Source organism: Nonomuraea sp. NPDC049421 (assembly GCF_040677005.1).
In the GTDB taxonomy this organism is placed as follows: domain Bacteria; phylum Actinomycetota; class Actinomycetes; order Streptosporangiales; family Streptosporangiaceae; genus Nonomuraea; species Nonomuraea salmonea.
This window is the reverse complement of the sequence record NZ_JBFAQA010000007.1, coordinates 323539-350347: the sequence shown is the minus strand read 5'-3', so window position 1 is coordinate 350347 and position 26809 is coordinate 323539. Positions and strand designations below refer to the sequence as shown.

The 26809-nt window shown below is 69.6% G+C and carries 20 protein-coding genes; 12 read left to right on the top strand and 8 right to left on the bottom strand.

Annotation, left to right across the window (positions count from 1 at the left end):
• Nucleotides 1-362, top strand: a 362-nt coding sequence (locus AB0K18_RS15510; protein ID WP_364914657.1) for a winged helix-turn-helix domain-containing protein, incomplete at its 5' end; no start/stop codon positions are given.
• Nucleotides 272-898, top strand: coding sequence for a transposase (locus tag AB0K18_RS15505; protein WP_364914656.1), 627 nt, complete (start codon nt 272-274; stop codon nt 896-898). The genes AB0K18_RS15510 and AB0K18_RS15505, both read left to right, overlap by 91 nt.
• 660 nt (nt 899-1558) lie before the next feature.
• Here AB0K18_RS15505 and AB0K18_RS15500 read toward each other — a convergent pair.
• From AB0K18_RS15500 to AB0K18_RS15490, 3 genes are all read right to left on the bottom strand, one after another.
• Nucleotides 1559-5686, bottom strand: coding sequence for a DNA methyltransferase (locus tag AB0K18_RS15500; protein ID WP_364914655.1), 4128 nt, complete (start codon nt 5684-5686; stop codon nt 1559-1561).
• Nucleotides 5683-8811 carry a DISARM system SNF2-like helicase DrmD gene (drmD, locus tag AB0K18_RS15495; protein WP_364914654.1) on the bottom strand — a complete coding sequence of 1043 codons (3129 nt, stop codon included), beginning with the start codon at nt 8809-8811 and terminating at the stop codon, nt 5683-5685. The genes AB0K18_RS15500 and drmD overlap by 4 nt, the downstream gene beginning before the upstream one ends.
• A 141-nt stretch (nt 8812-8952) precedes the next feature.
• Nucleotides 8953-9987, bottom strand: a complete 1035-nt coding sequence (locus AB0K18_RS15490) for a helix-turn-helix domain-containing protein (protein WP_364914653.1) — start codon at nt 9985-9987, stop codon at nt 8953-8955.
• Nucleotides 9988-10058: 71 nt separating this feature from the next.
• Here AB0K18_RS15490 and AB0K18_RS15485 point away from each other — a divergent pair, with 71 nt between their 5' ends.
• Complete coding sequence (locus AB0K18_RS15485) at nt 10059-11015, top strand: NADP-dependent oxidoreductase (protein WP_364914652.1); 957 nt, start codon at nt 10059-10061, stop codon at nt 11013-11015.
• On the opposite strand, the gene AB0K18_RS15480 is transcribed toward AB0K18_RS15485, so the two are convergent.
• Complete coding sequence (locus AB0K18_RS15480; protein WP_364914651.1) at nt 11005-12444, bottom strand: protein kinase; 1440 nt, start codon at nt 12442-12444, stop codon at nt 11005-11007. The two genes, AB0K18_RS15485 and AB0K18_RS15480, sit on opposite strands and share 11 nt — an antisense overlap.
• Complete coding sequence (locus AB0K18_RS15475; protein ID WP_364914650.1) at nt 12434-13729, bottom strand: DUF4407 domain-containing protein; 1296 nt, start codon at nt 13727-13729, stop codon at nt 12434-12436. The genes AB0K18_RS15480 and AB0K18_RS15475 overlap by 11 nt, the downstream gene beginning before the upstream one ends.
• A gap of 178 nt (nt 13730-13907) precedes the next feature.
• Here AB0K18_RS15475 and AB0K18_RS15470 point away from each other — a divergent pair, with 178 nt between their 5' ends.
• The 6 genes from AB0K18_RS15470 (at nt 13908) to AB0K18_RS15445 (ending at nt 21107) form a co-directional block, all read left to right on the top strand.
• The gene (locus AB0K18_RS15470; RefSeq protein WP_364914649.1) at nt 13908-15257 is read left to right on the top strand and encodes a hypothetical protein; all 1350 of its coding nucleotides are present in this window, start codon (nt 13908-13910) and stop codon (nt 15255-15257) included.
• A gap of 14 nt (nt 15258-15271) precedes the next feature.
• Complete coding sequence (locus AB0K18_RS15465) at nt 15272-16228, top strand: hypothetical protein (RefSeq protein WP_364914648.1); 957 nt, start codon at nt 15272-15274, stop codon at nt 16226-16228.
• The gene (locus AB0K18_RS15460; protein WP_364914647.1) at nt 16228-18312 is read left to right on the top strand and encodes a hypothetical protein; all 2085 of its coding nucleotides are present in this window, start codon (nt 16228-16230) and stop codon (nt 18310-18312) included. The genes AB0K18_RS15465 and AB0K18_RS15460 overlap by 1 nt, the downstream gene beginning before the upstream one ends.
• Before the next feature lie 187 nt (nt 18313-18499).
• Nucleotides 18500-19045, top strand: coding sequence for a hypothetical protein (locus AB0K18_RS15455; protein WP_364914646.1), 546 nt, complete (start codon nt 18500-18502; stop codon nt 19043-19045).
• A gap of 1 nt (nt 19046) precedes the next feature.
• Entirely contained in the window at nt 19047-20693 is a 1647-nt protein-coding gene (rmuC, locus tag AB0K18_RS15450) for a DNA recombination protein RmuC (protein ID WP_364914645.1), read from the top strand.
• 186 nt (nt 20694-20879) lie between these two features.
• On the top strand, nt 20880-21107 hold the full coding sequence (locus tag AB0K18_RS15445; protein WP_364914644.1) for a hypothetical protein: 228 nt from the start codon (nt 20880-20882) through the stop codon (nt 21105-21107).
• A gap of 72 nt (nt 21108-21179) precedes the next feature.
• Here the strand turns inward: AB0K18_RS15445 and AB0K18_RS15440 are convergent, their stop codons facing one another.
• On the bottom strand, nt 21180-21899 hold the full coding sequence (locus AB0K18_RS15440; RefSeq protein WP_364914643.1) for a DUF6082 family protein: 720 nt from the start codon (nt 21897-21899) through the stop codon (nt 21180-21182).
• Nucleotides 21900-22148: 249 nt separating this feature from the next.
• A complete protein-coding gene (locus tag AB0K18_RS15435; protein ID WP_364914642.1) occupies nt 22149-22517 on the bottom strand; it encodes a hypothetical protein in 369 nt (122 codons plus the stop codon).
• Between the two features lie 60 nt (nt 22518-22577).
• Here AB0K18_RS15435 and AB0K18_RS15430 point away from each other — a divergent pair, with 60 nt between their 5' ends.
• Complete coding sequence (locus tag AB0K18_RS15430; protein WP_364914641.1) at nt 22578-23306, top strand: phosphotransferase; 729 nt, start codon at nt 22578-22580, stop codon at nt 23304-23306.
• Nucleotides 23307-23450: 144 nt separating this feature from the next.
• Here AB0K18_RS15430 and AB0K18_RS15425 read toward each other — a convergent pair whose 3' ends face one another.
• Nucleotides 23451-24083: a TetR/AcrR family transcriptional regulator gene (locus AB0K18_RS15425; RefSeq protein ID WP_364914640.1), complete on the bottom strand. Its 633-nt coding sequence runs from the start codon at nt 24081-24083 to the stop codon at nt 23451-23453.
• 96 nt (nt 24084-24179) lie between these two features.
• On the opposite strand from AB0K18_RS15425, the gene AB0K18_RS15420 reads away from it, so the two are divergent.
• On the top strand, nt 24180-25577 hold the full coding sequence (locus AB0K18_RS15420) for an MFS transporter (protein WP_364914639.1): 1398 nt from the start codon (nt 24180-24182) through the stop codon (nt 25575-25577).
• Nucleotides 25561-26805: an FAD-dependent monooxygenase gene (locus AB0K18_RS15415; protein WP_364914638.1), complete on the top strand. Its 1245-nt coding sequence runs from the start codon at nt 25561-25563 to the stop codon at nt 26803-26805. The genes AB0K18_RS15420 and AB0K18_RS15415 overlap by 17 nt, the downstream gene beginning before the upstream one ends.
• Nucleotides 26806-26809: the final 4 nt, after the last annotated feature.

The following is a 26809-nucleotide window of genomic DNA, read 5'->3' as shown; positions in this document are numbered from 1 at the left end:
CGGCGCTGCTGTCCAAGGGGCCGGTGTCGAGGGAGAAGCTGTCGGCCGCTCAGTGGGCGCGGCTGGATGCCGAGTTGCGGCGGGGCCCGCTGGCCTGGGGATATGCCGAGGATCAGTGCTGGACGCTGGGCCGGGTCAAGACGCTGATCGGGCGGCTGTTTCACATCGGCTACACCATCGAGGGCGTGGGCAAGCTGCTGCACCGCCACGGCTGGTCGGTGCAGGTCCCGGCCCGGCGCGCGATCGAGCGGGACGAGGAGGCCATCGCGTTGTGGAAGGCCGAGGTGTGGCCCGCGGTAAAAGAACCGCGGCGGACCTGGGCGCCTACCTCTGCTTCGAAGACGAGGCCGGGCAGGGGCTGAGGCCGCCGAAAGGACGCACCTGGGCACCGGTCGGCGCCCGGCCGGTGGTGACGGTCCGCGGCAGAGGCTCGGGCCGGGTCAACATGGCCGGCGTCCTGGCCTTCCGGGACGGTGAACGGCCGCACCTGTTCTACCGCCTGCACGTCTACCACGGCCGCAAGGGCGAGCCCAAGACCTTCTCCTGGATGGACTACCGGGACCTGATCGTGGCCACCCACCACCATCTGGGTGCGCCGCTGGTGTGGTGCTGGGACAACTTGAATGTGCACCTATCCGGCCAGCTCGCCGACTTCGCCGCTGAGAACGCCGACTGGTTACGCATCGTCCAGCTTCCCGCCTACGCTCCCGAGCTCAACCCCGCCGAGGGTGTGTGGTCGCTGCTGCGCCGGGCCCTGGCCAATTTCGCCGTCACCGACCTGCCAGGCCTGGTCCGGATCGTCAAACGCAAGCTGAAGAAGATCCAGTACCGGCCTCACCTGCTCACCGGCTGTCTGACTCAGACCGGGCTCACCCTCGATACCCCGGCAAAGCCATGACCGACTCTACGAATTCAACCTGTGTAGCGGTCGCTCCCCCTCGTGGTAATCACCTGAGGGATGTCTATCATATATTCGTTTCTCTCTGAAGCGTCGGGGTGGGGCAGGTAGGAGGGCGTCTGTCCCACTTACGGACACTGCTGGTCGAGGCAATCAGTTTGCGATCATAGACGCGCTGAAGCCTAGCGGCTACCACTCAAACCATGATGGGCTCTTCACAGTTGAGAGTGTAGGGGGCGGAGCGCGGCGGTGGCCCGATTGGGGTCGAGGCCTTTTAGGACGAAAGTCCTCACGCTCGCCACCCGGAAGATATCGACGTTGCTCCACGATACTTTCCGACGCCTCTGGCCCAACCGCGTTCTACTGCCTCTCTCAAGCGGTGGCTTTCGTACTAAGCTTGGCGCATGATGGAGTGTTTGAACTGCGGAACGGGATTCGATATCTCAGACGTGCGAGACGAGTACAACGAGACTTTCGATGGAGAAAGCGATTATGAGGAAGAGCACGGCGGAGCAATATGCGCTAACTGCGCCATACCGGACAGGGAATCAAACATGAACCAGGGTGCTGCAATCCAAATGATGAATGGCGACCTCGACTATGACGATGACTTCGTACAAAAGTGGCTATGACGGCTCCTGCCGCAGTGCCGCTACCGGTTCAGAACAGTCCGGGCGGGGCCGCCTTGGGCTCCTTAGGAGCGCGGCCAGTCTTGGCTGACCTCTTCTTGTCGTGGAGGCCCTTGGCGACCTCTTCGGCATAGCGCTCGTGGTTGAGTTCGAGCAGGCGGTCCACGAACTCGCGCTGGGCGTAGGGGCCGACCGTGTAGCGGGTCTCCCGGCCGCCCACAACGTGATAGCCATGGTCGAGACGGTCGAGTATGTCGTCCCAGCTGTATGCCCGGCAGACGGCCGCGTCGATGTCCCGGTGGATCCGGCGCAGTTCGACGAGGTCCTCATCTTGGCACGCCGGGTTGTTGACCAGGTTGTACGTCGCGGTCAACCCTGCCTGCCGGGCAAGCATGAGTTCCTGCCGGTACGTGTCGAGCCGATCGCCGAATTCGCGCATTTCCTCGGTAAGTTCTGGCAACGGCAGCGTCTCGAACACATCCGACGGCGTGTAGCGCACTCGCGTTTCCAGGGTAGATGCGCGAAAGAGTGCCCACCAGTAATGCGGCGCACTCGACAGAAAGGCCAGCATGGCCGTGTCATCGGTCGCAAACACGCCCAGAGCGTGCGAGAACACCTGGCCGGTTGACACCATCAGCGGCATCACGGTCTTAGTATGAAGTGTGATCACAATGACTCGCTCCAGCCCTTCTACGGACTTGCGCATCGTCATTTGGTTCTCAGCGTACTGCCACCAGCGCTCTCGATACACTTTGCGACTGTTCCGGTCACGCTCCGGCTTAACAAGCCTTACTACTTGATTATAGCAGTCAGGATATGTCCTAGCCCGCTCCAGGGGAAAGTCTCGAAAATCGATTATCCATCGACTTGCAGAAGCATCGGGCCGGGAATTCACATCCTGCCCGTTCAAATAAGGGAAAACGACATCACCGTTCCGCTGATCCCGCAAAAGCAGCTGACGTCCATGCTCCAGCGTCATCGTGAAACCCATTCCGTTAACCAGCGATCCCATATGGGAGATACCCCTGTTTGCTGCGAGCTTCTGTGGACTACCCGTAATCCGGGATGCCGGTTCGAGTGACGATGTGATAACAGAAACTGTGATATCATCTGCTATTCGAGCGGCCTGATCCCCCAATCGATCTCTGCTCGTCCAGATAGCACAGTATTCAAGAACGGCGCTTCGTGAGGGCCATGGACGACTTTTGATAGATTGTCGGATCGTAGCTCCTGAAGCTACGATCTGATTGAGGCCAACCTCACGGGTTTCCCCCTGAGCGAGGGTATTGGTGGCGATCAGCCCTGCCTGTCCCCAAGAGTTGAGTATCGAATGGGCGCGCAGAACGAAATATGCGACAAGGTCAGCATTCCCCTTTACGTCATTAGCAAGGGCTGATACAAGGTACTCGCGATAAGCTGAGCCCGAACTCCCGCTGATCTTCTTACCACCTAGGAAGGGCGGGTTGCCGATGACGGCATCAAAGCCGGATGTATGTGAGCCGATCACGTCGTCGCCCAACTCGCTGGAACCGATGACAGACTCTTCGAAAACCTCCGGAAACACGAGAGGCCAGTGGAGTAGCTGGCGGTTGAAAGCGCCAGGGACCTGGTCGGTGGTCAGCCACTCTGCCCGCGTCTCCTCGGCCTTCGTCATGCTGTCCTTCTCGCCCTTCACCACAGCGCCAGCGAGCTTGGCCGCCTGCAGCGATGCCCGGTCGAAACCGCGGGTCTTGTCCGGTTGAGGCACTGGGGCGCCGCCGAGCTTGCCCTGCTCGACCGCGTACCGAAGCGACGCGCCTACCAGCAGGTCAGCGAACAGCCGATGCTGCTGGGTCTCGGTCTCGACCTCACCGAGGATGCGGCGCTTTTCATTGAGCGCGTCGAGGGGGCGCTTCCCTACCTCAATCTCGGTGAGGCCGCGCCGCTTGTCGGCCGCCTCTCGGACAACCCGCCGCACGTCCTTCGACAACTTCAGCAGGTCTCGATGCAGCTCGCGCCCCCGCGCAGGCACCAGATGCATGTACTCCAACTGCTCCAACGACGTGATCCCAAGCAGCGCGTCACCGACCACAAGCCGATCGTCGACGAACGTGAACGGCCGGGCCGGGTCCATCGACACCAGCCACAGCGACAGCTTGGCCATCTCCACGGCCATCGGGTTGATGTCCACGCCATACAGGCAGTGCTCGATGACCTGCCGCCGCGCCTCGATGACGACAGGGTCCGCGTCGGCATCAGCCGTACGTTCCCCGGCACTCTCCAGGTAGGCTGCCGCCTCCTCGCGGCCCTCCTGCGACCACGCCTCGACCAACCGGTCCCCGAGATACCGCGCGGCGGCCACCAGGAACGCCGCCGAGCCCATGGCGATGTCGGCGATCTTCAACCCTCGATGCCCGTCCCTGCCCAGGATCTCGGCCGAGCTGCGCAGCTTCCACTGCGACCGGTCGGCCGTCTGCAGCGGTCCGGGGGAGTAGACGAGAGGCTCCAGGGCACCCTCCACGACCTGCTCAGCCAGGAATCGAGGCGTGTAGTGGGTGCCGGTGTTCTTCCGCAGCGCCGACTCCGTGACGAACAGCGCCCCGGGCAGGATGACGACCGGCAGCCCGCGCAAATCGTTCCGCAGCAGACCGGCGAACGGCAGCAGCCGCCGGGCCAGCTCCGCGTCGCCGCCCGTGACCGCGAGCAGCCTGCGGGTGGCCTCCAGCGTGCCCGCCTCGTCCAGCGGCGCGAGCCGCTTACGCAGGGCGGCCACGCTGCCGATGCCCGAGTCCTTGTACTTCTCCGCCAGCCTCTCCGCCAGGGCATCACCGGCGTCCCTGGCCAGCGCCTCCAGGTCGGCGAGCTCGACCTCCTCCTCCCGGCCGGCCTTGCCGACCAGGCCGAGAACGGTGTCCGCCGCGCGGAACCCGTCGTACGACAGCAGGCCCTCGTACACGTAACCGATCTGCTCGACGTCGAGGGAGCGGAAGCTGAGCCGGCGGCGCTCGCGGTTGCGGCCGGTGCCGACCTCGACGTACTGCACGGCGCGCAGCATGTGCAGCACGGTCCGGTCGTCGATGGTGAGCGGCATCCAGGGGTGCGCGTCCGGGTCGAACAGCGAGCCGTCGTGGGCGTGCATGGTCAGCCGCGGGTGCTCGACCCCGCTGTGCACGGCCCGGAACAGGGCGAGCAGCCGGTGCCAGGCGGCGTGGCTGTTCTCCAGCTCCTCCTCGCTGCCCTCGATCGCGCGCTGCTCCAGCTCCGCGCACAGGCGGCCGGCCGAGTACGCCGCGGCGTACACCTTGTTGTCCGAGGGCAGCAGGCCGCGTTCCTCGGCGAAGAGCAGGAAGACGACCCGCATCATGACCGACACCGCGCCCCGGTAGACCTCGTGCGCGGTGACCTCGCCCGGCACGCCGGCCCGGCCGATCGCGGCGACGAGCAGCTCGACGGCCTGGCGGACCTGGACGCCGAGGGCCTCGGTGATGTCCTCCTGGCTGTCGAGGCTGGCCTTGAGCAGCGCGGGCAGGCGTTCGGACTCGGGGAAGGAGAAGAACCGGTCGAAGCCGAGCAGCGAGACGAAGGCGCGCAGCACGTCGCGCTCGGCGGCCTCCGGCCAGGGGATCGCGTCGAACACCGCCGTGGTCGTCACCCCGCCCCTGGGCGCCCAGACCAGCGTCCACCAGCGGCCGTCGGTGACCAGGCCGAGTTCCACGCCGTGGTGCCGGCACAGCTGCGCCATCCGATCGGCGGGCGTGGCCGCCCACTTCGACAGCTTCATGCGCGCGGTGGGGTGTCCGCTGGTGATCATGCCGAGCAGCCGTACGGTGTCGGGCTTGGGCGCGTGCCCCGGCACGGCCAGCGCGAACGACGGCGTGAGCGTGGTGTCGTGCTCGGGCACGTCCATCGCGAGGTGGTCGAGCGCGCGTTCCGGGCCGCCGACGTGGAGGGCGTCGCCCCAGCGCAGCAGCCCGCGCAGCACGTGCTCGACCCAGGCGCGGCGGTCACGGCCCTTCTGCCACGCCGCGTGCGCCAGGCGCAGCCCGTCGAGCCGCTGCCGGTCGATGGCGTCGAGGGCCGGCCAGGTGGAGCGCAGCACCGGGATGCTGAGGAACGGCCCGGTCACCTCGACGAGGCTGAGCCACCCCTGGTGGTCGACATCGCGCGTGAACCTGCTCATCGGGTCGCCTCCCGTCTCGGCATGACGAAGACCACGGCCACCGGGAACCGGTGGGGCCGGGGGTCACGGTAGCGCGCCGCGATCGCTTCGAGTTCCCGGTCGCGCTCCCGGCCGAGGCCGGCCAGGCGTTCCTCCCAGGATCTGCGGTCTCTGCGGTATTGGTCGCGTTCCTCCTTGGTGGCCGCCGCCTCGGCCCGGCTGAACAGCGCGTCGCCCTGGTCGCCCTCGGCGAGCTTGGCCCGCAGGGTGGCCTCGAACCGTTCGATGTTGGCCACGAACCGGGTCTGCTCGGCCTCCATGCGCTGGGCCAGCTTGCGTTCGAGCTGGTCCCGTTTCTGTTCCGTACGCCAGTCGATCGACTGCAGGAGCGGCCCTGCGACGCGCGGCCACGCCTCGGCCAGGCGGTGCCGTACGGGGGCGGAGGCGGGGGTGCCCTGGGCGAGCGCCCGGTCCAGGATGCCGCCGAGCACGGTCAGGTTCTCCAGACGGCGGAACCGCCCGTTCTCCGGCACCCAGCCGCCCGCGTACAGCACCTCCTCGTGCAACCGCACCCCGTCGCCGCCCACCAGGACGAAGCGGGAGAACGCGCCGGCCAGGGTGGTCTCCAGCGCGGGATCGTCGCTGACCACGGCCGTCACCCGGTGCAGGCCGATCTCGCTGTTGGAGACCGCCGCCCGCAGCAGGCGGGTGGACATGGCGACGAGCGGGTGGCCGAGGTGGGCGAGCACGACGTCGTCTCGCACCCGGCCCTCCGGGTCGAGCGTCGCCTCGGCGTCGAAGGTCACCGGGCGTTGGTACGGCGCCTCGTCCTTCCTCGTCTGCTTGGCCGGCAGCCCGGCCGCCGCGCGCTCCCAGGAGCCGGTGAGCGGCGGCACGTCGTAGAGGCCCTTCGTGAGGTGCTTCTCGTCGCGGTGTGGCGTGAGCGGTTGCTGGCGGGCCAGCTCCAAGGCGGTGTCGACGACGCGCTTGACGTTCTCCGGGGTGATCCCGAGCTCGGCGACGGTCTCGTCCAGGTTGGCGCGGAGTCTGCGGACCTGCTCGCCGACATTCGTCTCAGCGGGGACGGTTCCCTCGGAGGCGCCGGCCTGCTCGACGTCGTAGTCGGGGATGTCGCCGAGCATCCGACGCTGCACGGCCCTCGCCAGGACGGCGTTGACCGAGCCGAGGTCCTCCTCCATCTGGGCGACCTTGTTCGCCACCCGGGACAGGAACTCCAGGTCGGCCTCGTACGAGTCGACGGCCTTGTCCCAGCCGGTGCCCACGAAGTGGCGGATGTCCGGCGTGCGCTTCTGACCCCAGCGGTCGACGCGGCCGATGCGCTGCTCCAGCTTGTTCGGATTGAACGGGATGTCGTAGTTGACCAGGCGGTGGCAGTGGTTCTGCAGGTCGATGCCCTCGCTGGCGGCGTCGGTGGCCACCAGGATCCGCACCGGGTGCTCGCCCGGCTCCTTCTGGAATGCCACCCGGAGCTGCTCGCGCTCGGCGGTGGACATGCCGCCGTGCAGCACGGCGAGGTGGTCGCCGCCGAGGTCTTCCTGCCTGAGCAGCTCCACCAGCCACTTCTGGGTGTCGCGATATTCGGTGAAGACCACGACCCGCTCGTTGGTCCAGTGCTTGTCGGGGCGGCAGACCGCGCGCAGGTAGTCGATGAGCTCGCGGGCCTTGGCATCGGGCGCGGCATCGTAGTCGCGGGCCCAGGCGCGCATCCGCTCCAGCAGCGCGATCTCCTCCTCGCCGGCGACGCCCTGCAGGGGAGCGGCCATGCAGAGCGCGTCGTCCTCGGCCTCGGCGAGCGGCTCGTCGTCGAGGGTGGCGGCCTCCTCCCAGAAGTCGTCCATCCACTCCTCGTCGTCGTCCTCCACGGGTACGGCCGGAAGGTCGCGCACGCCGTCGAGGTAGACGTCGAGCGTGTGGGCGAAGGCGGCAGGGCTGGAGAACAGGCGCTTCTTCAACAGCAGCGTGACGAGGTCGGCGGCCTTACGGCCCTTGAGGTTGGCGTTGAGCCTGGCCCTGCGCGCCTTGGCGAACCGCTTGAGCAGATCGTGCACCTCGCGCTCGTCCGGCGGATACGGCACCGGGATCGCACGGGCGTCCCGGTCGAGGAACCGCTTGGTGCCGTCGGCGTTCACGATGTGCCGCTTGAGCCGGCGGATCACCGTCTCCTTCACGGCGGACTCGTCCGGATCGACGCCCCGGGCGAATCCCTGGTCGTCCAGGATCTCCAGCAGCGCGGTGAACGATGCCTGGTAGCCGTTGTGCGGCGTCGCCGACAGGAACAGCCGGTGGGTGAAGTGCGGGGCGAGGCGGCGGATGAGCTTGGTCTGCTGGGAGTCGACCGCGTAGACCTGCTTGGGTGCGGCGGGCGCCACGTGGTGGGCCTCGTCGAGGATCAGCAGGTCGAACCGGCGCTCCATCGCGCCCGGGTCGAGGACCTCGTCAAGCAGCCGCTGGGCCTTCTGCCCGCGCAGCCAGGGCAGGCTCACGATGCTGAGCGGGTAGACCGTGAACGGGTTGGCGGCGCTGCCGTGCGTGCGTCGCACCTGCGCGCAGCGCTCCGTGTCGATGATCGTGAAGTCCAGGCCGAACTTGTCGGCCATCTCGTCCTTCCACTTCAGCGTGAGACCTGCCGGACAGACGATCATGACGGTCCGTGCCCGGTGGCGCAGCAGCAGCTCTTGGGCGACGAGGCCGGCCTCGATGGTCTTGCCCAAGCCGACGTCGTCGGCGAGCAGCAGGTTCACGCGGGGCGCGTCGAGGGCGCGCGACACCGGTTCGAGCTGGTAGTCCTCGATGGCCACCCCGGAGCGGTAGGGGGCCTGCAGGGTCTTCACGTCGGCGCTCGTCACGGCCGACCAGCGGATGGCGTCGAGGAACGCGGCGAGCCGCTCCGGCGAGTCGAACCCGTCAGGACTGACGTCGGGCAGGGAACCACTGGGCAGGACGCGGCGGCCCGGTTCGATCTCCCACACGACGTCGAGGGTGTCGCCGTACCGGCCGTCCTCGACGCTCTGCAGGGTCACCAGGGTGCTGCTCTCGCCCGGTTCGACCTCACCGACCACCCAGCGCTGCCCGCGGACCGAGACCAGCTCTCCGATGGCTGGTCTCTCAGAGGTCGCACTCGTCACCGTTCACTCCTCGCCGACGGACCTTGCAGCTTGCGCCAGACAGGGAACGATCCAAGCCCCATCCGCCCCGGAAGCACTCGCTGAATTTACGGCAGGCGCCGAACCGCTGTCCATAAGGCCGTGGAGGGAAGGGCTTGGGGGTCAGGCGGTCGGGGCCGAGGTGCGGAAGGTGCGGCGGTAGGTCGAGGGGGCTACGCCTGTTTCTGTTGCGAGGTGGCGGCGTAGGGACGTGGCCGTTGCGAAGCCGACCTCGTGGGCTACTCGTTCCACCGGCAGGTCGGTGGACTCCAAGAGGTGGCGGGCTCGTCTCAGGCGTTGCTGGGTGAGCCAGCGGCCGGGGCTCATGCCGGTCTCCTGCTGGAAGCGGCGGGCGAAGGTGCGGGGGCTCATGGCCGCGTGGGTGGCCAACTCCTCCAAGGACAGGGGCAGGTTCAGGCGCTGCAGGGCCCAGTCGCGGGTGGGGCCTGTGCCGGTTTCACCGCCGGGTGGGAGCGGGCGTTCGATGTATTGGGCCTGGCCGCCGTCCCTGTACGGGGCTACGACGCAGCGGCGGGCGACCTGGTTGGCGACCTCGCTGCCGTGGTCCTTGCGTACCAGGTGCAGGCAGATGTCGACGCCGCTCGCCGCTCCCGCCGAGGTCAGGACGTCGCCGTGGTCGACGAAGAGTACGCCGGCGTCCAGCTCCACCCGAGGGAACAGTGCCAGGAAGATGTCGGTGAGCGCCCAGTGGGTCGTGGCGCGGCGTCCGTCCAGGAGGCCGGCGGCGGCCAGCAGGAAGGCGCCGGTGCAGATGGACACCAGGCGGGTGCCGGGGCGGACGTGGGACAGGGCCCTCAGGGCCAGCGGGTCGGGGGTGGCGGCGGAGGACGGCGTGATGCCGTACGGAGGGATGATCACGGTGTCGGCCTCGGCCAGCACTTCGGGGCCGTGGCCGGGGGTGATCGTCAGGTCCGCGTCGGTACGGACCGGGCCCCCGTCCACGCTCGCCGACAGCACCTCGTAGCGGCCGTCGGCGGAGCCCAGGACCCGGTGCGGGATGCCCAGTTCGAACGGGTAGACGCCGTCGAGGGCGAGGACGACGACCTTGTGGGCGCCGGGCCGTGGGGGCGGGTCCAGTTCGGCCGCGCGATCAGCGAGCCCGCGGGGAACGCGGTGGGCGGCAGGGGCGAGAGGCATGGCAGGAATGTATCGGAGGATGACGTTCTTGCCATCGCCCCGTACCAGACGGCAGGGCCAGGATCGAAGGCATGACTTCGACAGACGCCCCCACGATGCTCGCCCTGCACCAGACGGCCCTCGGCGGCCCTGACGTGCTGCGATTGACCGAGCTACCGCGCCCCGAGCCCGGCCTCGGGGAGATCCTCGTCGCCGTGCACGCGGCCGGGCTCAACCCCACCGACGTCAAGCACCGCGCCACGAGCATCTTCCTGCCACCCCCGCCGCTGACCCTCGGCTGGGACGTCTCCGGCACCGTGGCGGCGACCGGCCCCGGCGTCACCCTCTTCGAGCCGGGTGACGAGGTGTTCGGCATGCTGCCCTACCCGTACGGGGCCGGCTCCCACGCCGAGTACGTGACCGGCCCCACCCGCGCCTTCGTCCCCAAGCCCGCCGGGATCGACCACGTCCAGGCGGCCGCTCTGCCGCTGGCCGCGCTCACCGCCTGGCAGGCCCTGGTAGAGACCGCGAAGCTGGAAAAGGGGCAGCGGGCGCTGATCCACGCCGCGGCCGGCGGTGTCGGGCACCTCGCCGTACAGATCGCCAAGGAACGCGGAGCCCACGTCACCGGTACGGCGAGCGCTCCCAAGCACGCCTTCCTGCGCGAGCTCGGCGCGGACGCCTGCATCGACCACCGCTCCGAGGACTTCACGAAAACCGGCGAGCGCTACGACGTCGTCCTCGACGCCCTCGGCGGGAAGAACGCCACCCGTTCCGTAAGCGTGCTCCGCCCCGGCGGCGTCCTCGTCTCCCTCGTGCCGGGCGCCGAGGACACCCAGGCGGCGGCCGAGAAGGCGCAGGTCCGTGCCGTCACGCTGATCGTCGAGCACGACCAGGCCGGGATGCGCGCCATCGCCGACCTGGTCGACCGGGGCAGGCTCCGCGCCCACATCTCTGCCACCTTCCCCCTCGCCGAGGGTGCGCGGGCCCACGCTCTGGGGGAGACCGGCCGCACCACGGGCAAGCTGGTGATCACCGTCAGTTCGTGAGCCTGCTCCGGACGGCGGCGCGGGTGCTGTCGGGGAGGCGGGAGAGCAGGTGGTCGCGGGTGGAGCGGGGGCAGTGCGCGAGGACGTCCGCGATGGTGGCGGGCAGGAGCCGGTTCAGGGCGCGTACGGCGGGATCCTCCGGCATGGCGGCGACCACGAGGCCCGTCTGGCGGGGGTCGGCGGCGGCCATCGCGCCGATGGCGGCGGCGGAGTTCCTGTCGTGCATGCCGCCCAGTATGCGCCCGCGGTGGCGGGGGTCCATCGCCAGCACCACGTCCGCGACCAGGGCGGGGTCGCGTACCTGATCCAACAGCCGGCACGCGCGGCGGGGGAGCAGCATCTGCAGGATCTTGGCGCCCTTGGCCGCCTGCCGGCACATCTCCTCCACGGCGTCGGCCGTGAGGTCCTGCCACCGTTCGCCGAGCATCGACGCGGCTTCGGCGGCGGGGAGCGCGAGCAGCTGCTCCCCCTGGTGCGCCATCGGCGGCCGGGCCCTCCGCACGACGGGACCCTCGCGATCGCGCCCGATCGCTCCGCCTTCGGGCGGTTTCCGTGGGCGAGGGGGTTTCTGAGGGTGAGGAGGTTTCTGCAGGCGGGGCGGTTCCTGAGGGCGGGGCGGTTTCCGTGGGCGAGGTGGCTGGAGGAGGCGGTTGAGGTCGTGGGCCAGTTCGGCGGCCTTCATGCGGGTGCCCGGCTTCTTGTCCAGCAGGCGGCTGATCGTCGGGCCGAGCCTGCCGGGCTCGCGCATGGGGTCGGGTTCGGCGGTGAGTATCGCGAACTTGACCGCCTCCGCGTTGCTCCTGCGGAACGGCGGCCGGCCCTGCAGCGCCGTGTAGAGCGTGGCGCCGAGCGACCACAGGTCGGCGGCCTCTCCGGCCGGGTCGCCGTGCAGCCGCTCGGGCGCCATGAAGTCGAGCGTTCCGACGAGCTGCCCGAGCCCGGTGAGCGAGGAGCGGCCCTCGATGGCGGCGATGCCGAAGTCCACCAGCACCACCTCGCCGGAGGCGGTGATGAGGATGTTGTCCGGCTTCACGTCGCGGTGGTACACCCCGACCGCGTGCGCCGCCGTCAGCGCGTCGAGCACCCGGGCCCCGATCCTGGCCGTTTCGAGCTCCGGCAGCGGCGACCGGTCGAGCAGCGCGCCGAGCGTGTCGCCGCGTACGTGGTCCATCACGATCCACGGCCCGTCCTGGGTGTCCAGGATGTCGTGCACCCTGACGATGCCGGGATGGATGACCCTGGCCAGTGCCTGTGCCTCCCGCCTGGCGCGCGCCGCCAGTTCGGGCGCGGGCCCCATGTCGGGGCGGATCTGTTTGAGCGCCACCGTACGGTCGAGCGCGCTGTCCCTGGCCCGCCAGACCCGTCCCATGCCGCCCCTGCCCAGGGGCGCCTCGATGACGAACCGGCCGGCGACGCGGTCACCAATCATCGTTCAGCCGCCCGGCGTGCTCGTAGCGCCCGCCGCCGGATCGGGTGTCGCGCAGGGTGCGCAGCGCGTCGTCCTCGAAACTGCGCGTCCCGTGGCTCTCCGTGGGGTACGAGCCGGAGTCGTCACGTTCGGGCGGCTCGTAGGAGGAGGTGGAGGAGGTGGAGGAGTAACGCCGTGTCTCGGCGGGTTCGTCGCGGATGTCGTCCAGCGCGTCGCGCAGCCGCTTCGCGTCCAGCTTCTCTTCGATCTTGTCGTACGACCCGGGCCGCTGCATCAGCTTGACCAGCACCGGCAGGCACTCGATGACCAGGATGAACAGGAAGAGCAGCAGCCGCGCCATGGTGAGCGAGGCGTTGTCCTGGGAGACCCGGCCGAGCGCCTCCAGCCGGAGCAGCAGGCCGTCGGAGTCGAGGTTCTCATCGACGAACTGGCCGCGGAGCTCGGCCTGCTGGGCGTTCAGGCGATCCAGCTCGGCCCGCACCTTCGGCAGCTCCTCCTCCGCCGCCTCCAGCCGCCTGGCCCGCCCGGTGGCCTGGGTGTTGCCGAGCTGCTGGCGGCGCTGCTCGATCTGCCGCTCGATGTCGTCGACGCGGGTGGCGGCGCGCCGGTAGGCCCGTTCGGCCGCCCGCGCCAGCGGTCCCGCGCCCTTCTTCGCGCATTTCGGCGGGCCCACGTAAAGCTGGCACTGCCATTCGTCGTAGAAGGTGTCCCGCTGTTTCACCGCCTCTTTGCGGGATTTCTCCAGCTCCTGGATCCGCTGGTCGGAGGCGGGGTCGAGGGCCGTCTCCCCTCGGGAGGCGATGACGGCTTCGAGCTCCGTCACCGTCGTCTCCAGGGTGGCGACGCGCCTGCCCGTCTCGCCGGTCTGCTGGGCGCGGGTGAAGGCGTCGAGGCGCTCCTGCTTGATGTCGAGGATGGTGGCGTCGATCTCCGGCTTGAAGATCTGCAGCACGAGCGGCGTGGAGATGACCGCGCCGAGGAGGAGCGCCAGGAGGACGCGGGGCAGCGCGAGCCAGAACCGCCGCCGGCCCCTGACCGGCAGCGAGGTGGCGAGCCAGCGGTCCAGGCCCAGGATGATCACGCCCCAGACCAGGCCGATCGCGATGGCGAGCGGCAGGAAGACCTTGAGCGCCGAGGAGAGCGCGAACGTCATGGCCAGCGCGGCTAAGCAGGCGGTGGTGAGGATGGCCCCGCCGAGGCCGATGAACCTGGCGCGTTCGCCGTCGTATCTCTCCAGCACGTCCTGGCGGGCGCCGGACAGGATGATCAACCATCTACCGATCACACGCCGCTCCCTCGCGTCCCGCCGCTACCCTCTCGGCAGAGTACTTATTAGCATCAACAATCGGCAACGACGGGGTAACCAACCGCGTCTGACACTTTGACCGGCCACCGCGAGCCTCGAATAACCAGGAAACGGGCGCAATATTGACAAATTCCCTCAAACTTCACATTTCCGCACTATGAGCGCGTCCATTCACGACCTCATCGCGTCGTTCGCGGAGCAGCTCACCGTCGTGGAGATCGACGTCGCCGGCATCAGGTTCTTCGAGGTCCGCGCGGACGAGATCGGCACCCCGTACGTCATCCGCAGGGCCGCCGCCAAGTGGTCCACCCTCACCGCCACCGGGGACGAGGTGGCGGACGCGGTGGGCGACGTCGCCCGCGAGCTGATCTCCCCGGACGGCAGGGACGCGGTCGTCGTGCTGCCCGCCGCCGACGGGCCCGAGCAGGAGGCGAGCCTGCGCGCGATCACCGCGTGGTGCCCCGCCGCCCAGGTCATGCGGCCGCCCGGGGTCAAGGCGGCCGACCTGCTGCGCGACCTGGTGACCCAGGTGCCGCTGCGGCAGTCGTACGACCTGGTCGTGGTCAGGGAACGGGCCGCGGACGGGCGGCTGGAGCTGGCCGGGCAGCCGCTCTTCGCCGCGGGCACGTTGCCGGGGCAGGACGTCCACGTCGCCGTGACCTGCGCCGACCCCGGCGGCATGCTCCTGGCGGTCTCGGCATGGGCGGGCCCGCTCGAACCCTCGGGCCTGGTCTCGGTCGACCACGCGCCCCTGCCCCCTGGCCGGCACACCCTCAGGGCGGTGCTGGAGGCCCCCGGCCGGGTCGGCTTCCCCGGCGTCGCGGACCTGCGGCCGCACACCGGCTCCTGGTCGGAGGTGGTCGCCGGCCTGCCCGCGCGGCGGCGTCCCCCTTCCTCCCGCCCCGCCCACCTGATCTGCGCGATCGAGACCACCGGCGCCCAGGACGAGCTGGAGGCCCGCTGCCACTGGCCCGCGTACCTCATCGATCTGCTGGCCGACAGCCCCACCCAGTTCTCGGTCATCAGCTACGGCACCCACGTCTTCGGCGAGCGCCATCCCACCCACGTCCCGCCCCGCGTGGCCCTCTGGGGCGGCTCGGCGGCCCAGGCCAGGCTGGCGCTCGACTCGCTGCGTCCCACTCCGCCGACGTATCCGAACGCCGCCCAGGTGGAGGACGTCCTGGCCGAGCTGCGCGGCCTGCTGCCGCAGGACGGCGCCCGTACCGCGCTGCTCACGATCGGCGCGCGCCCGCCGCACCCCCGCAGGGTCGGCAGGGACCGCGTGCCGCCCTGCCCGCACCGGCACGACTGGCAGGCGCTGCTGCAGGAGCTGGAGCGGCGCCACGGCACCAGGTTCGCGGCGATCTGCGACGCCGCCTCGCCGGCCTGGGAGCGGCTCGGCTCGGCGGCGCTGTACCAGGTGGACGCGGTGGACGTCGAGGAGCTCGCCGCCCGCCTCGACCTGACGTCCGCCGGGGGCTCGCTCACCCTTCCCTTCGTCAGCTGAAATGAGGACCCCGCGTGACCGACTCAGAACCCGCGCCCGACATCGCGATGTGGGGCGCCTCGGGTAGCGGCAAGACCGCCTTCCTCGCGGCGCTGAGCATCGCGCTGAACAGGGCCGGGACGAGCTGGAGGCTGGTCGGCGAGAACCAGGCGTCGGGCGCCGAGCTGATCAGGCTCCGCAACAGGCTGCTGGACGATCGCATGTTCCCCGACTCAACCGAGTCCCTGACGTACTACAACTGGCTGCTGATCGGCGCAGCCGAGAGCCGGCGGCAGTGGTGGCGGCCGTGGCGGACCCTGCCGGGCAGGGCGCCGCGGATCAGGCTCGACTTCCTGGATCCGCGCGGCGGCCTGTACGCCGAAGAGCAGGCGAGCGTCGACAAGGAGACCCTGGTGGCCAGCCTGGTCAGGAGCCGCGGGCTGATCTACATGTTCGACCCCGACAGGGAGAGCCGGGTCGGCGACGCCTTCAAGCACCTCGACCAGGCCCTGAACGAGGTCGCCGGGCAGATGCTGGTGGGCGAGGAGTTCGCCGACGGCAAGCTGCCCCACTACATAGCCGTCTGCATCACGAAATATGACGACCCGCGGGTGCTGATGCTGGCCGACCGGTGGAAGCTCGCCGAGCCCGACGTCAGCGACGATCTGCGCATCCCGCGCGTGGACGAGGACCGGGCCAGGGAGTTCTTCCACCGGCTCTGCCGGCACGGACGCAGCCACAACGCGGAGATGATCGTCGATCTGATCGAGACCTACTTCCACAAGGACCGCGTGCGGTTCTTCGTGACCTCGTCGGTGGGGATGTACATCGACGAGCGCCGCCGCCGCTTCGACCCTGACGACTTCCTCAACGTCATCGACGATCCGCACAAGGGCCTCATGATCCGCGGCGCCGTCCGTCCCATCAACGTCATGGAGCCGGTGATCTGGCTCGGCGACATGCTGAGCTCGCGTTCGATGAGGAGCGGGTGATGGCGGTACGGCCGACCGCCCACTGGGCGGTCCTCGGCAAGACGCCGCAGAGCCTGGACGACTACGACGTCATCGGCTCCAGTACGGGAGCGCTGAGCAGGGCCGAGTTCTCCGACTGGCTCAAGTCGTTCGCCTCGGGCACCGTGGAGCCCAAGGCGCTGCCGCGGGTGGCGGCCAGCCCCTTCGACCGGGGCGGCGAGTCCTGGCTCGGCCTGTCGCTGCAGACGAAGCCGGAGTCCCAGGACGGCTTCCACCGGCCGTACACGATGACCTGGCACATCTGCCTGCGCTGGGAACAGGTCGCGAAGATCCCGCTCTCCTACCGCGCGCTGTACGAGGCGCTGCAGCGCAAGGACTTCTCCGGCGAGAGCCCGTTCCGGCTCAGCCTGCACGACTACGACCCGCCCAGGCTGGCCGCCGTGGCCAACGCCACCGCGCGCCGGGCGGCGGCGCTCCTGCTCACCGGCCGGCCCGTCTGCGTGGTCCGCGCCGAGCTCCCGCTGGAGCAGCGGCTCGACTTCCTCGACTGCGTGGCGGCGCTCCTCCCGTACGGCATGCGCAGCCGCCTCGCCGTCTCCACCTGGACCAACAGCGCCTCCAGGCACCGCATCCGGCTCTCCTTCGCCGACGTCGCGCCCGCCCAGGGCACCTGGGAGCTGCCGTGGGAGCGGGACGTCGCGCACGATCTCCCCGCCGAGGCCCGCCACTACGAGCAGGAGCTCGCACAGTACGAGGCCGACGGCCTCACCGGTCTGATCAGCCGCATGGCCGGCCTCGACCGCCCGCTCGACCTCGACAGCGCGGGCGACCGCGCGGAGGCCCTCATGCGCGTACGCGAGCACGCCGCGATCAGGCTGGCCTCCTCCGTGCGGCAGCTGCTCCCCGAGTCGCTGGCCGGCCTCGCCCGCGCCGACGAGGCGCGGCTGCACGAGCTCAACGGCCGGCTGTCGCAGGCGCTCGACCGCGTCACCGACGCCGACCGCCGGGCCTATCGCGTCATCGTCCAGCGGAACCTGACCCCGCTGCCCGACCGGCTGGCCGGCTCTCCCACCGCGGAGACCTTCTTCCGCATCCTCCTGAGCCTCCTGTACGGCCCCGTCCTCCGCCCCCACGACATCGACGACCTCCGCGGCGACTTCAGCCCGCTCGGAGCCCTTCCCGGCCCGCTCGCCAAGGCGCTCAAGGCGGTGTCCGCCCGCTGCGAGCCCCTGGTCAAGCTGCGGATCGCCTTCCTCACAGGCGACGGCGGGATGGTTCGGCGGGTCCTGTCGGGCCTGCCCGTCGAGGAGCTGCTGAACCTGATCGAGCAGTCCCGTGAGCGCCACGTGCTGGACGGCGTCCTGCGCGAGCTGGACGGCCGCGGCAGCGGGAGAGACGTCGCCGAGCAGCTCCACCGCCGCCGCTACCTGGTCAGGCCGATCTCCGCCTGCTTCCACGACGACAGCCTGGAGCGTCACCGCCGCATCCTGCGGCTCAGCCGGGGCCGCCTGCTCCTGCCCGCAGACGTCAAGGAGATCCTCGAGGCCCTGGACGAGCCCCCGCCGCAGGCGTTCCTGCTCGCGATCATGGCGGAGAGCGGCTGGGGCACGAGTGCGGCCCTGCTGACCGGGCTGGCCGCGCACGCGCTGCGAGAGCTGCGGCTGGACGGCCCAGTCAAACGGGACATCGAGGACGGCGTCACCAGGATGACCGCCCCCGCGTTCGTCCGCGCGCTGCGCAGCCCGCGCAGGCTCTTCGGCGGCCGGCTCCCGGAGACGGCGTCCTCCTCCATCGGCACGATCCAGTCGGTCCGGGAGGGGCTGCGCCGGCGCTTTCCCACCCCGCTCACCGAGCACGAGGTCAATGCGGCGCTCAACGGGCTCGGCCGCCCCCTCCGGCTGGAGGAACTGGTCGCGATCATGGCGGAGAGCGGCCCGGGAACGGCTCGGGAACTGCTCTACTGGCTCGCCCAGCGCGCGGCCGACCAGCTGGGCTCGGGCGTCACCGAGAAGGCGGCCGCCGACATCGGCCAGGGCCTGGAGCGGATGACCGGCCCCCGCCGCACCCTGCCCTTCGTCCGACGCTCCCCCGGAGGTCAGGCTTAAGGCGCGGTCTCCCGGTTGTTCGTAGAGGCCGGGTGTCAGGAGGCGGCAAGTCGCTCGCAATGCTTTCCATGAAAAAAGCTGATAAATGGGGTTATCGGCTTGAATTCAGCGGGCGGCAAGGCGCTCGCACCACAGTTCTCTCGTCAACCCCATTGGGCTCAGAAGCTCGACCGCGAGAGGACTTGATATGACCAACCACAACCTTGGCGCTGGTCCCCACCCGCAGTCCCCGCACCAGCAGGCTTTTCGCGAGCCCGGCTGGCAGCCTGCCGCGCCTGCGCCTCCCGCGGCGCGTACCGGCCGGCGTTTCCTCGCCTACGGTCTGACCGCGGTGGTCTCCTTGACCATCGGCGTGGGGATCGGTGCGGGTGGCGACGGCGGAACCTCGGCCGCTCCGCGCCCCACCGTCACGGTGACCGAGACGACGCCGGCCGATTCGATGCCCGCCACGGTCACAGCTGACCCCACGGCGGACTCGAAGGAAGAAGACGGCCCGCGCACTGCCTTCCCCGGTGACGGGCAGTACCTCGTCGGTGAGGACATCAAACCCGGCACTTACAAGACGGCCGGGGCGGACGGAGCCAACTGCTACTGGGCCCGGCTGAAGAACGCCTCCGGTGAGTTCACCTCGATCATCGCCAACGGCAACGTCCGGGGCCAGACCAGGGTGGCGCTCAAGAAGGGCGAGTTCTTCGAGACCAGCGGGTGCCAGGACTGGAAGCGGGTGGCCTGAGATGACCCTGTTCCATGTCGTACTGGCGATCGTGCTCATGATGGTCAGCGCCACGATCTCCTATCTGATCGCCCGTAGCCGCGTGGCGGACGAGCGTGTCGCGTTGAGGCTCGCCGAGGAGCAGCGAACCCAGGCGGCCGAGCAGTCGGCCGCGCTGCGTGCCGAACGGGACAAGCTCCAGAGACAACTGGCTGACGTGAACCACGCGTACACCACCGCGCTGACCGAGCGCAGGACGCTGGACGAGCGACTCGGCCGGCTCACCGCCGAGCTGGACGCGACTCGGAGCGGCCTCCAACGCAAGGCGGCCGATGCGGAGCGTCTGCGAGCGGAGCTTCAGGCGGAGCAGGCGCGAGGAGCGGAAGCGGGCACTCGTCTCCGCGGCGGCGAACTCGCGATCACCGAGCTGCGGGCGAGGGAGTCGGTTCTGCGCTTGGAGGTACAGGACCTGAAGACGCAGCTCGCCGAGTCGGCCATGCAGAAGCAGGCGCTCCTGGAGCAGGCCGCGACGGTGCAGGCGGTCCGCGCGGAGCTTGACCAGACTCGCCTGGACAACAACCGGCTCCTGGAGGAGACGCTGCGCGCGGCGACCAAGGAGATGCTGAAGCAGTCTCAGGCCGAGCTGGTCACCAAGGCCGAGGCGACCCTCAGCGCGGCCAGCAGGCCGGTCCATGAACAGCTTGCTGAGATGGACCGGCAGCTCAAGGAGTTCTCCACGAGCCGTGTCGCCGCCGAAGCCTCGCTGAGCCGGCAACTGCTCACCCTCACCGAGGAAGGACAGCGGACCCGGAAGGAGACCCGGGCGCTCGTCGAGGCGCTCAAGAAGCCGCAGGTGCGCGGGTCCTGGGGCGAGATGCATCTCAAGAGGGCGGTGGAACAGGCGGGTCTGGTCGAGCGGTGCGACTTCGACACCCAGGTCCACTTCGCCGACAGCGAGGGCGCACTCCGGCCCGACATGCTGATCCATCTGTCAGGGGGCAAGCACGTCGTGGTGGACTCCAAGGTGCCGATGGCCGCGTTCATGTCGGCGATCGAGGCCGTGGACGACACTGAGGCGGACAGGCACTGGGCCGATCATGCCCGGCAGTTGCGCCAGCACGTGGATGCGCTCGGAGGCAAGGAGTATTTCCGGAAGGTCCTCTCGCCGGAGTTCGTCGTGCTGTTCGTGCCCAGCGACGCCTTCCTCCAGCCGGCGCTGGAGAAGGAGCCGACGCTGCTCGAGTACGCGAGCGCCAAGAACGTCCTGATCGCGACGCCGACCTCGCTCATCGCCCTGCTCCGCACCGTGGCGTTCGCGTGGACGCAGGCGGCGCTCCAGGACAATCTCAAGCAGGTCTACGAGCTTGGCCGCGAACTGTACGAGCGGCTCTCGACCATGGGTGATCACCTCAACAGCTTGGGCAGATCCCTCGACCGGTCGGTCAAGGCGTACAACGACACGGTCGGATCCATGGAGAGGAGGGTCATGGTGACCGCGCGGAAATTCCACACACTCAAGGTCGTGGAAGGCCGGCTGGTCGAGCTCAAGGCGGTCGAGCAGAGTACGCGTCCGCTCGGTGCCCCCGAGCTCGGGGAATCGGCCAGTGCGGTGGCGGGTGTCCGGGCCATCCCGCCGGCGCCGGACGCGGAGAACGGGCTCGCAGGTTGAGCGTCCCGTCGTAAAGCCGCGGCTTCCGTTAGACGGCGTCGGGTCCGGCGGATGCCTTATAGGCAGATTGACAATGAACGACAAATGCGTCGGTCAGCCATGTAAGGTTCGCCTGAATCGGTACTACCCGACGAGTGGCCCATGGAGGCTGAGGGTATGGCGAAGTGCAACGGGTGTGGTTGTGACGTGTCGGAGGGCAGTCTTTGCGCTTTGTGCGCCGCGAAGATGGTCGCCTATCACGACGGAGATTACGACGACGAAAATGACCCCGCGGTAAAGCTCTACCGCGAAACCGCTGCCAAAATGAACTCGAAATCATCCTCCAGCGGGTGCGCCCTCGTCGTGCTCGCCCTCACCTCCGCCTCCGCCGCCCTCGCGGCCGCAGGGATCGGCATCGAGCACTTCATCGGCTGACCGGCCAGTGATGACCTCTGCGCGGCGCGACCGTCATCCTTCAGCTCTGGATCATCCGAGGCGTGCCCGCGGTCAGCTCCGGCGGCCGAGTTTCGTGTCGAGCAAGGCCTTGGCTCCGATGATGGCGAGCGCTGCTATCCCGCCTGCCACGAGCTCTCGGGACAGGCGGCGGGCGACGTGCGAGCGCTCCGCCGTCGCTTCGCCCGCCTGGAGGGCTTTCTGGTACTCCTCCTCGACGACGTCACAGAACCGCTGATCCCTGCGGTGCCGAGCGCTGGCTCGGTACCAGGTTCGATTGGTCTTCCAATGGTGTCGGCCGGTCCGCGACCTGAACCGGCCGGCCATCTGCAACCGCAGCTCCGCTTCCGGAAGCTCCTTGAGCACGTACAACGACCGGAAGTGCGCGAGCTGGATGTTCGCGTAAACCCACCGCCGGATCTCCTCGGACGACTCCGCAGTGCCATCCCAGGTCAGGCCTTCGACCTGGGCGAGGGACGGATCCTCCATCACCAGCCGCATGATGTCATAATGCAGGACCCGCGTGGTGGTCTCCGAGGAGATCCGAGCAGCCCTCACCTGGAAGGCCGCTGAAATGGCGAGCACCAGAAGAGACACAGCGGTGAGCAGTGCGACGGCGGAGCCGTAGGCCTCACCGACGTCGGCAAGAGAAGCCCAATCGACTCCGTTCACGGTCGCGAGCCCGGCTAGCGCGAACGGCGTCATCAGGAGCAGTAGCAGGACCGCTAACCCCGCCACCGAACCGCCGATCCACGTCGCGGCGTTTCTCGTCATGTGGCCCTTTCCCGAGGGGTGCGCTCCTCCGGCTGCAGTCGCCTCAGTCGCTACGGCATAACGGCTCGGATGGCGCGCCTCGCATCCCAGCCAGGATCTATCGATCCCTGTACCCGCTCCTGGCGTCCACATAGTCCCCACGCCGCTGCCGACTCGTTCCACCACGTGTGGGCGGGCGCCTCCGGGAGGGCCGCGCTCGTTCCTTCGACACCATGGACGATCTCTTCGCCGAGACGGACGCGCTTCGGGTCAGGAGGCGGTGAAGCCGGTTTTCGCGGTGTGGCAGAAGTCGCGGAAGCGCCTTAGCCAGTCGTTCGAGGCGGAGTAGTTCAGGCTGAGGTCGTCGCGGTGGAACTCGTTCGTGTCGGGTTCTGTGGTGGTGGAGCCGTCCAGCATGACCTGGGCTTCATCGGGGAGGCTTGCCAGGTACGTGTCCAGGAATGTGGCGATCCGGTGGGCCTGTGCGGCGGTCAGGTCCACGGCGATGTTGTAGCCCAGGAGGCCGGCGGTTTCTTCGTCGAGAATGCCGGATCTTTCCAACAGCTCCAGGGTCGGGCGCCAGTTCCACGCGTTGACTCTCAGCGCGGCGCCGTCCGGGGTTTCGAGGGTCCAGGACATCGGCTCAGCCTACGGAAAACCTGGCGACGTCACGTCGATCTCGTGGTGATAATGGCCCGCGTGGACGGGATCGAGGTCGTCGTCGCTCATCGGGAGCGGGCGACCTTGCGTGTCGGGGACGTGTTCCTGAAGGTCGATGCCGATCAGGAGCGGGCCGAGGTCGAGGTCGCGGCGATGGCTTGGGCGCCCGTTCCCACTCCGGAGATCCTGTGGCGGCGGCCGCCTGTGCTGGCGCTCGCCGCGCTGCCCGGGAGAGCGCTTGGACGGCTCAGTGAGCCGTCCACGGCGTCGCCGGCGGCGTGGGCCGCGGCGGGGGCCGCCGTACGGAGGCTGCACGAGGCGCCGCTGCCGCCGTGGGGCGGGACCAGTCTCGACAAGGTCGTGCGCGAACTCGACGTCGAGTGCGAGTGGCTGGTCGCGAACGGGGTGGTCGGTGCGGACGTGGTCGCGCGCAACCGGCGCGTCGCCGAGGCGGCGTTGCGGCCGTGGACGCCCGTGTTCATGCACGGCGACCTGCAGATCTCCCACGTGTTCGTCGAGGACGACGAGGTCACGGGTGTGATCGACTGGTCCGAGGCGGGGCGGGGCGATGCCATGTTCGACCTCGCCATCTTGACGCTCAACCACGAGGACCGGCTCGCCGACGTCCTCGCCGGTTACGGCGCCGGCGTCGATCTCGACGCGATCCGGGGATGGTGGTCGGTGCGCAGCCTCCAGGCGGTGCACTGGCTGATCGAGCACGGCTTCGACCCGGCCCCCGAGTTGGCGGTGCTGCATTCCCGCAGGTGAGCCCGCCTGCCCCCGGTGAGGGGCGGGCTGCTACGAGGCGAAGCTGGGCGCGGGCGTCCCGGGCGAGCGGTGCATGGGCGGGTCGGGTGGTGCGGTAGGCGTAGCTGGGCGGGTCGGGTGGTGCGGTAGGCGTAGCTGGGCGGGTCAGGTGGGGCGGTAGGCGCGGAGGAAGGTGCGGACGCCTTCCTCGATCAGGGGGCGGACGCGGGTGTCCTCCGCCGCGTTCGCCGAGCCCAGCCGGCTCAGCGCGACCCCAAAGGTCAGCGCGATGAAGTGGTCGGCGGCGAGCCGGGCGTCGGGGACGGACAGGAGGCCGGCGCGGCCCAGAGCCGCGAGGCGTTCGCCCAGCGCCTCGTCGGGGGCGTAGGAGATGGGCTGGTCGGCTCGGTCGGGCAAGTGGCCGGACTCGGTCACGACGAGGCGTTGCAGGGTGGCGTACTCGGCGGAGTCGAGCATGTCGGTCGCTATCCGCATCGCGAACGCCACCAATGCGTCCTCCAGCTCGTCCGGCCGGGTGAGGCCGGTGAGGGTGGCGTCGAGGGTGTGCTGGACGGCGGTCACGAGTGACTGGCCGATGGCCTCGACGACGGCCCGCAGCAGGGTCTGCTTGTCGCCGAAGTAGTCGTAGACCGTGCGCGTGGACACCCCGGCCTTGGCGGCGATGGCCCCGATGCTGGAACGGTCGAAGCCGTCGGTGAGGAACAGCTCCCTGGCCGCCGCGAGGATGGCGGCCCGCTTGTGCGGGGAGCCCTCACGCAGGGTCTTCGTGGTCTGCATGGCCCCGATCGTAGCCGAACTACACTGGTCGTTGTAGCAGCGACTACACTGCACGTTGTAGTGTAGTGACGTACATCCACGGGGGGAAGGACGTTCATGACGCAGACCTCGGCACCGCCCATCCGCATCGGAAGACCCGCGATCGCCGCGCTCGGCACGCTGGCCGTCGCGACCAGCGTGCTGGAGTCGGTGATGGCGCCGGCACTCCCGCTCCTCCAGCGCGAGCTGGACGTCAGCCCCGCCGTCGCGGCCCTGCTGCCCATCACCACGCTGATCGCCGGCGCGCTCATCACCCCGGTCGCCGGCAAGCTGGGCGACCGCTACGGCGCGAAGCTGGTGCTGATGCGGCTGATGGCGGTGGTCGCCGCGGGCGGGCTGGTCTCCGCGCTGGCGCCCAACCTGCCGGTGCTGCTGGTGGGGCAGGTGTTACAGGGCGCGATGATGGGCGTGCTGCCGCTGTCGTTCATCCTCGTCCGCAAATACCTGCCGCCGGGGGACGCGCAGGTGGCGATCGGGCTGGTCACGGGGCTGTTCATCGGCGGCGGCATGGTCGGGACGCTCATCGCAGGGCCGCTGGCGGAGGGGTTGTCCCGGCATGCGATGTTCGGGCTGCCGACGCTGGTGATCATCGCGGCCACGGTGACCGTGGCCAGGATGATGCCGCGTGACCCGGCGGGACGGCCGGGCGCGGGCGTCGACTGGCCCGGCCTCGCCCTGCTGAGCGGCACCATGATCTCCCTGATGGCCGGTCTGGCGATTCTGCCTCAGATCGGGGCGCGGCCGGTCGTCATCGTCGCGGTGGTCATCGTCACGATCGCGTTCGGGACGGCGTTCGTGCTGGTCGAGCGCAGGGTGGCGGCGCCGATGGTGGACCTCGCGATGCTGACCGCGCCCGGCATGTGGACCTCCTGCGTGATGACGCTGGTCGTCTGCGTGGGGTCGGCGTCCGCGACATACCTCGTCCCGCAGCTCTTCGGGGTCGCGGGCGACGGTTACGGCTTCGGCGTCAGCGCCACCGCGACCGGCCTGCTCCTGCTGCCCAGCCTCATCACCTCGGCGGCGAGCGGCCCGATCGCCGGGTTCGCGGTGCGGCGGTACGGCTCGCGTCCCGTGGCCGTCGCCGGGATCGCCGTCATGGCGGCCACGCTGCTCGTCCTCGCCGCCGCGCACGCCGAGCTCTGGCAGCTCGTCGTCGGCAAGGCGGTGATCGCGCTGGCCGCGGGCCTCTGCGTAACGGCCCTGCTCACCGGTACGACCGGCGCCGTCGCCCAGGCCGATACCGGCATCGCCACCGGCCTCGTCCTGGTGGCCAGGGTCGTCGGATCGGCGGTCGGCATGCAGGCGAGTGCCGGGCTGCTCACCGCCGGCACCGACCCGGTGTCCGGCGTGCCGGGGGAGTCGGGCTTCGTGCTCGGGTTCGTCCTCGCCGGCGTCATCACGGCCACGTCCCTGTTCGTTCACAGAGGAAGGAAGTCCAGTGACATCGAAGCGTGAAGTACTGATCTCCGGCGGCGGCATCGCGGGCCCGGCGCTCGCGTACTGGCTCGGCCGCTACGGCTTCGCCGTCACCCTCGTCGAGAAGGCCGGCGGGCTGCGCGGCGGCGGCTACCCGATCGACGTGCGCGGCACCGCCTTGGAGGTGGTGCGCCACATGAGGATCCTGCCGCGGCTGCGCGCGGCGCACGTGGACACGCACAAGTTCACGTTCCTCGACGTCGCGGGCGACGAGGTGGCGGTGATCGATCCGCGGCTCATCGACGGCAGCGTGGCGGGCCAGGACCTGGAGGTACGCCGCGGCGACCTCGCCGAGGCGCTGCACGCGGCCGTCGGCGACGACGTGGAGTTCGTGTTCGGCGACTCCATCGCGGCCATGACCGAGACCGGGCAGGGCATGGACGTCACGTTCGCGAGCGGCGGGCGGCGGACGTACGAGGTGGTGATCGGCGCCGACGGGCTGCACTCGCGTACCAGAGAGATGGTGTTCGGCCCTGAGGAGCGCTTCCAGCACTACCTCGGCCACTGCTTCGCCGGGTTCACCATGCCGAACATCCTCGGGCTGGCCCACGAGGGGGTGCTGTGGAGCACGCCGGGCCGGGCCGCCGTCCTCTACGCGGCGGGCGACGGCGGCGAGGTGCACGGGTTCCTGAACTTCGCGCGGAAGGACCCGCCGTTCGGCGCCTTCCGCGACCCCGAGGCGCAGCGTGACCTGGTGGCCGCGACCTTCGCCGACGCGGGCTGGCGGGTGCCCGACCTGGTGGCGGCCATGCGGGCGGCGGACGACCTGTTCTTCGACACGGTCAGCCAGATTCGCATGCCGGCCTGGTCGAGCGGGCGGGTGGCGCTGGTGGGCGACGCGGCGTACGCGCCGTCGTTCCTGACGGGGCAGGGCACCAGCCTCGCGCTGGTCGGGGCGTACATGCTGGCCCGTTCGCTGGCCGTGCACCCGGGGCACGAGGAGGCGTTCGCCGCGTACGAGCGGGACATCCGCGAGTTCGTCACCCTCAACCAGGCGCACGTGGACGGCGGCGGCAGCGTGCTCTTCCCCGCGACGCAGGAGGCGATGGACCGGCGCGACGCGATGCTGCGCGACCTCACCGCCGACCCCGTCCCGATGGAGCGGCCGGCCCACTCGGCGCTCACCCTGCCCGGCGTCGCGGGGGAACCGGCGGACGGCGGCGGGCGTTGGTCCTTCCATACGGTGCCCGCAGGCGAAAGGTCATGAGGAC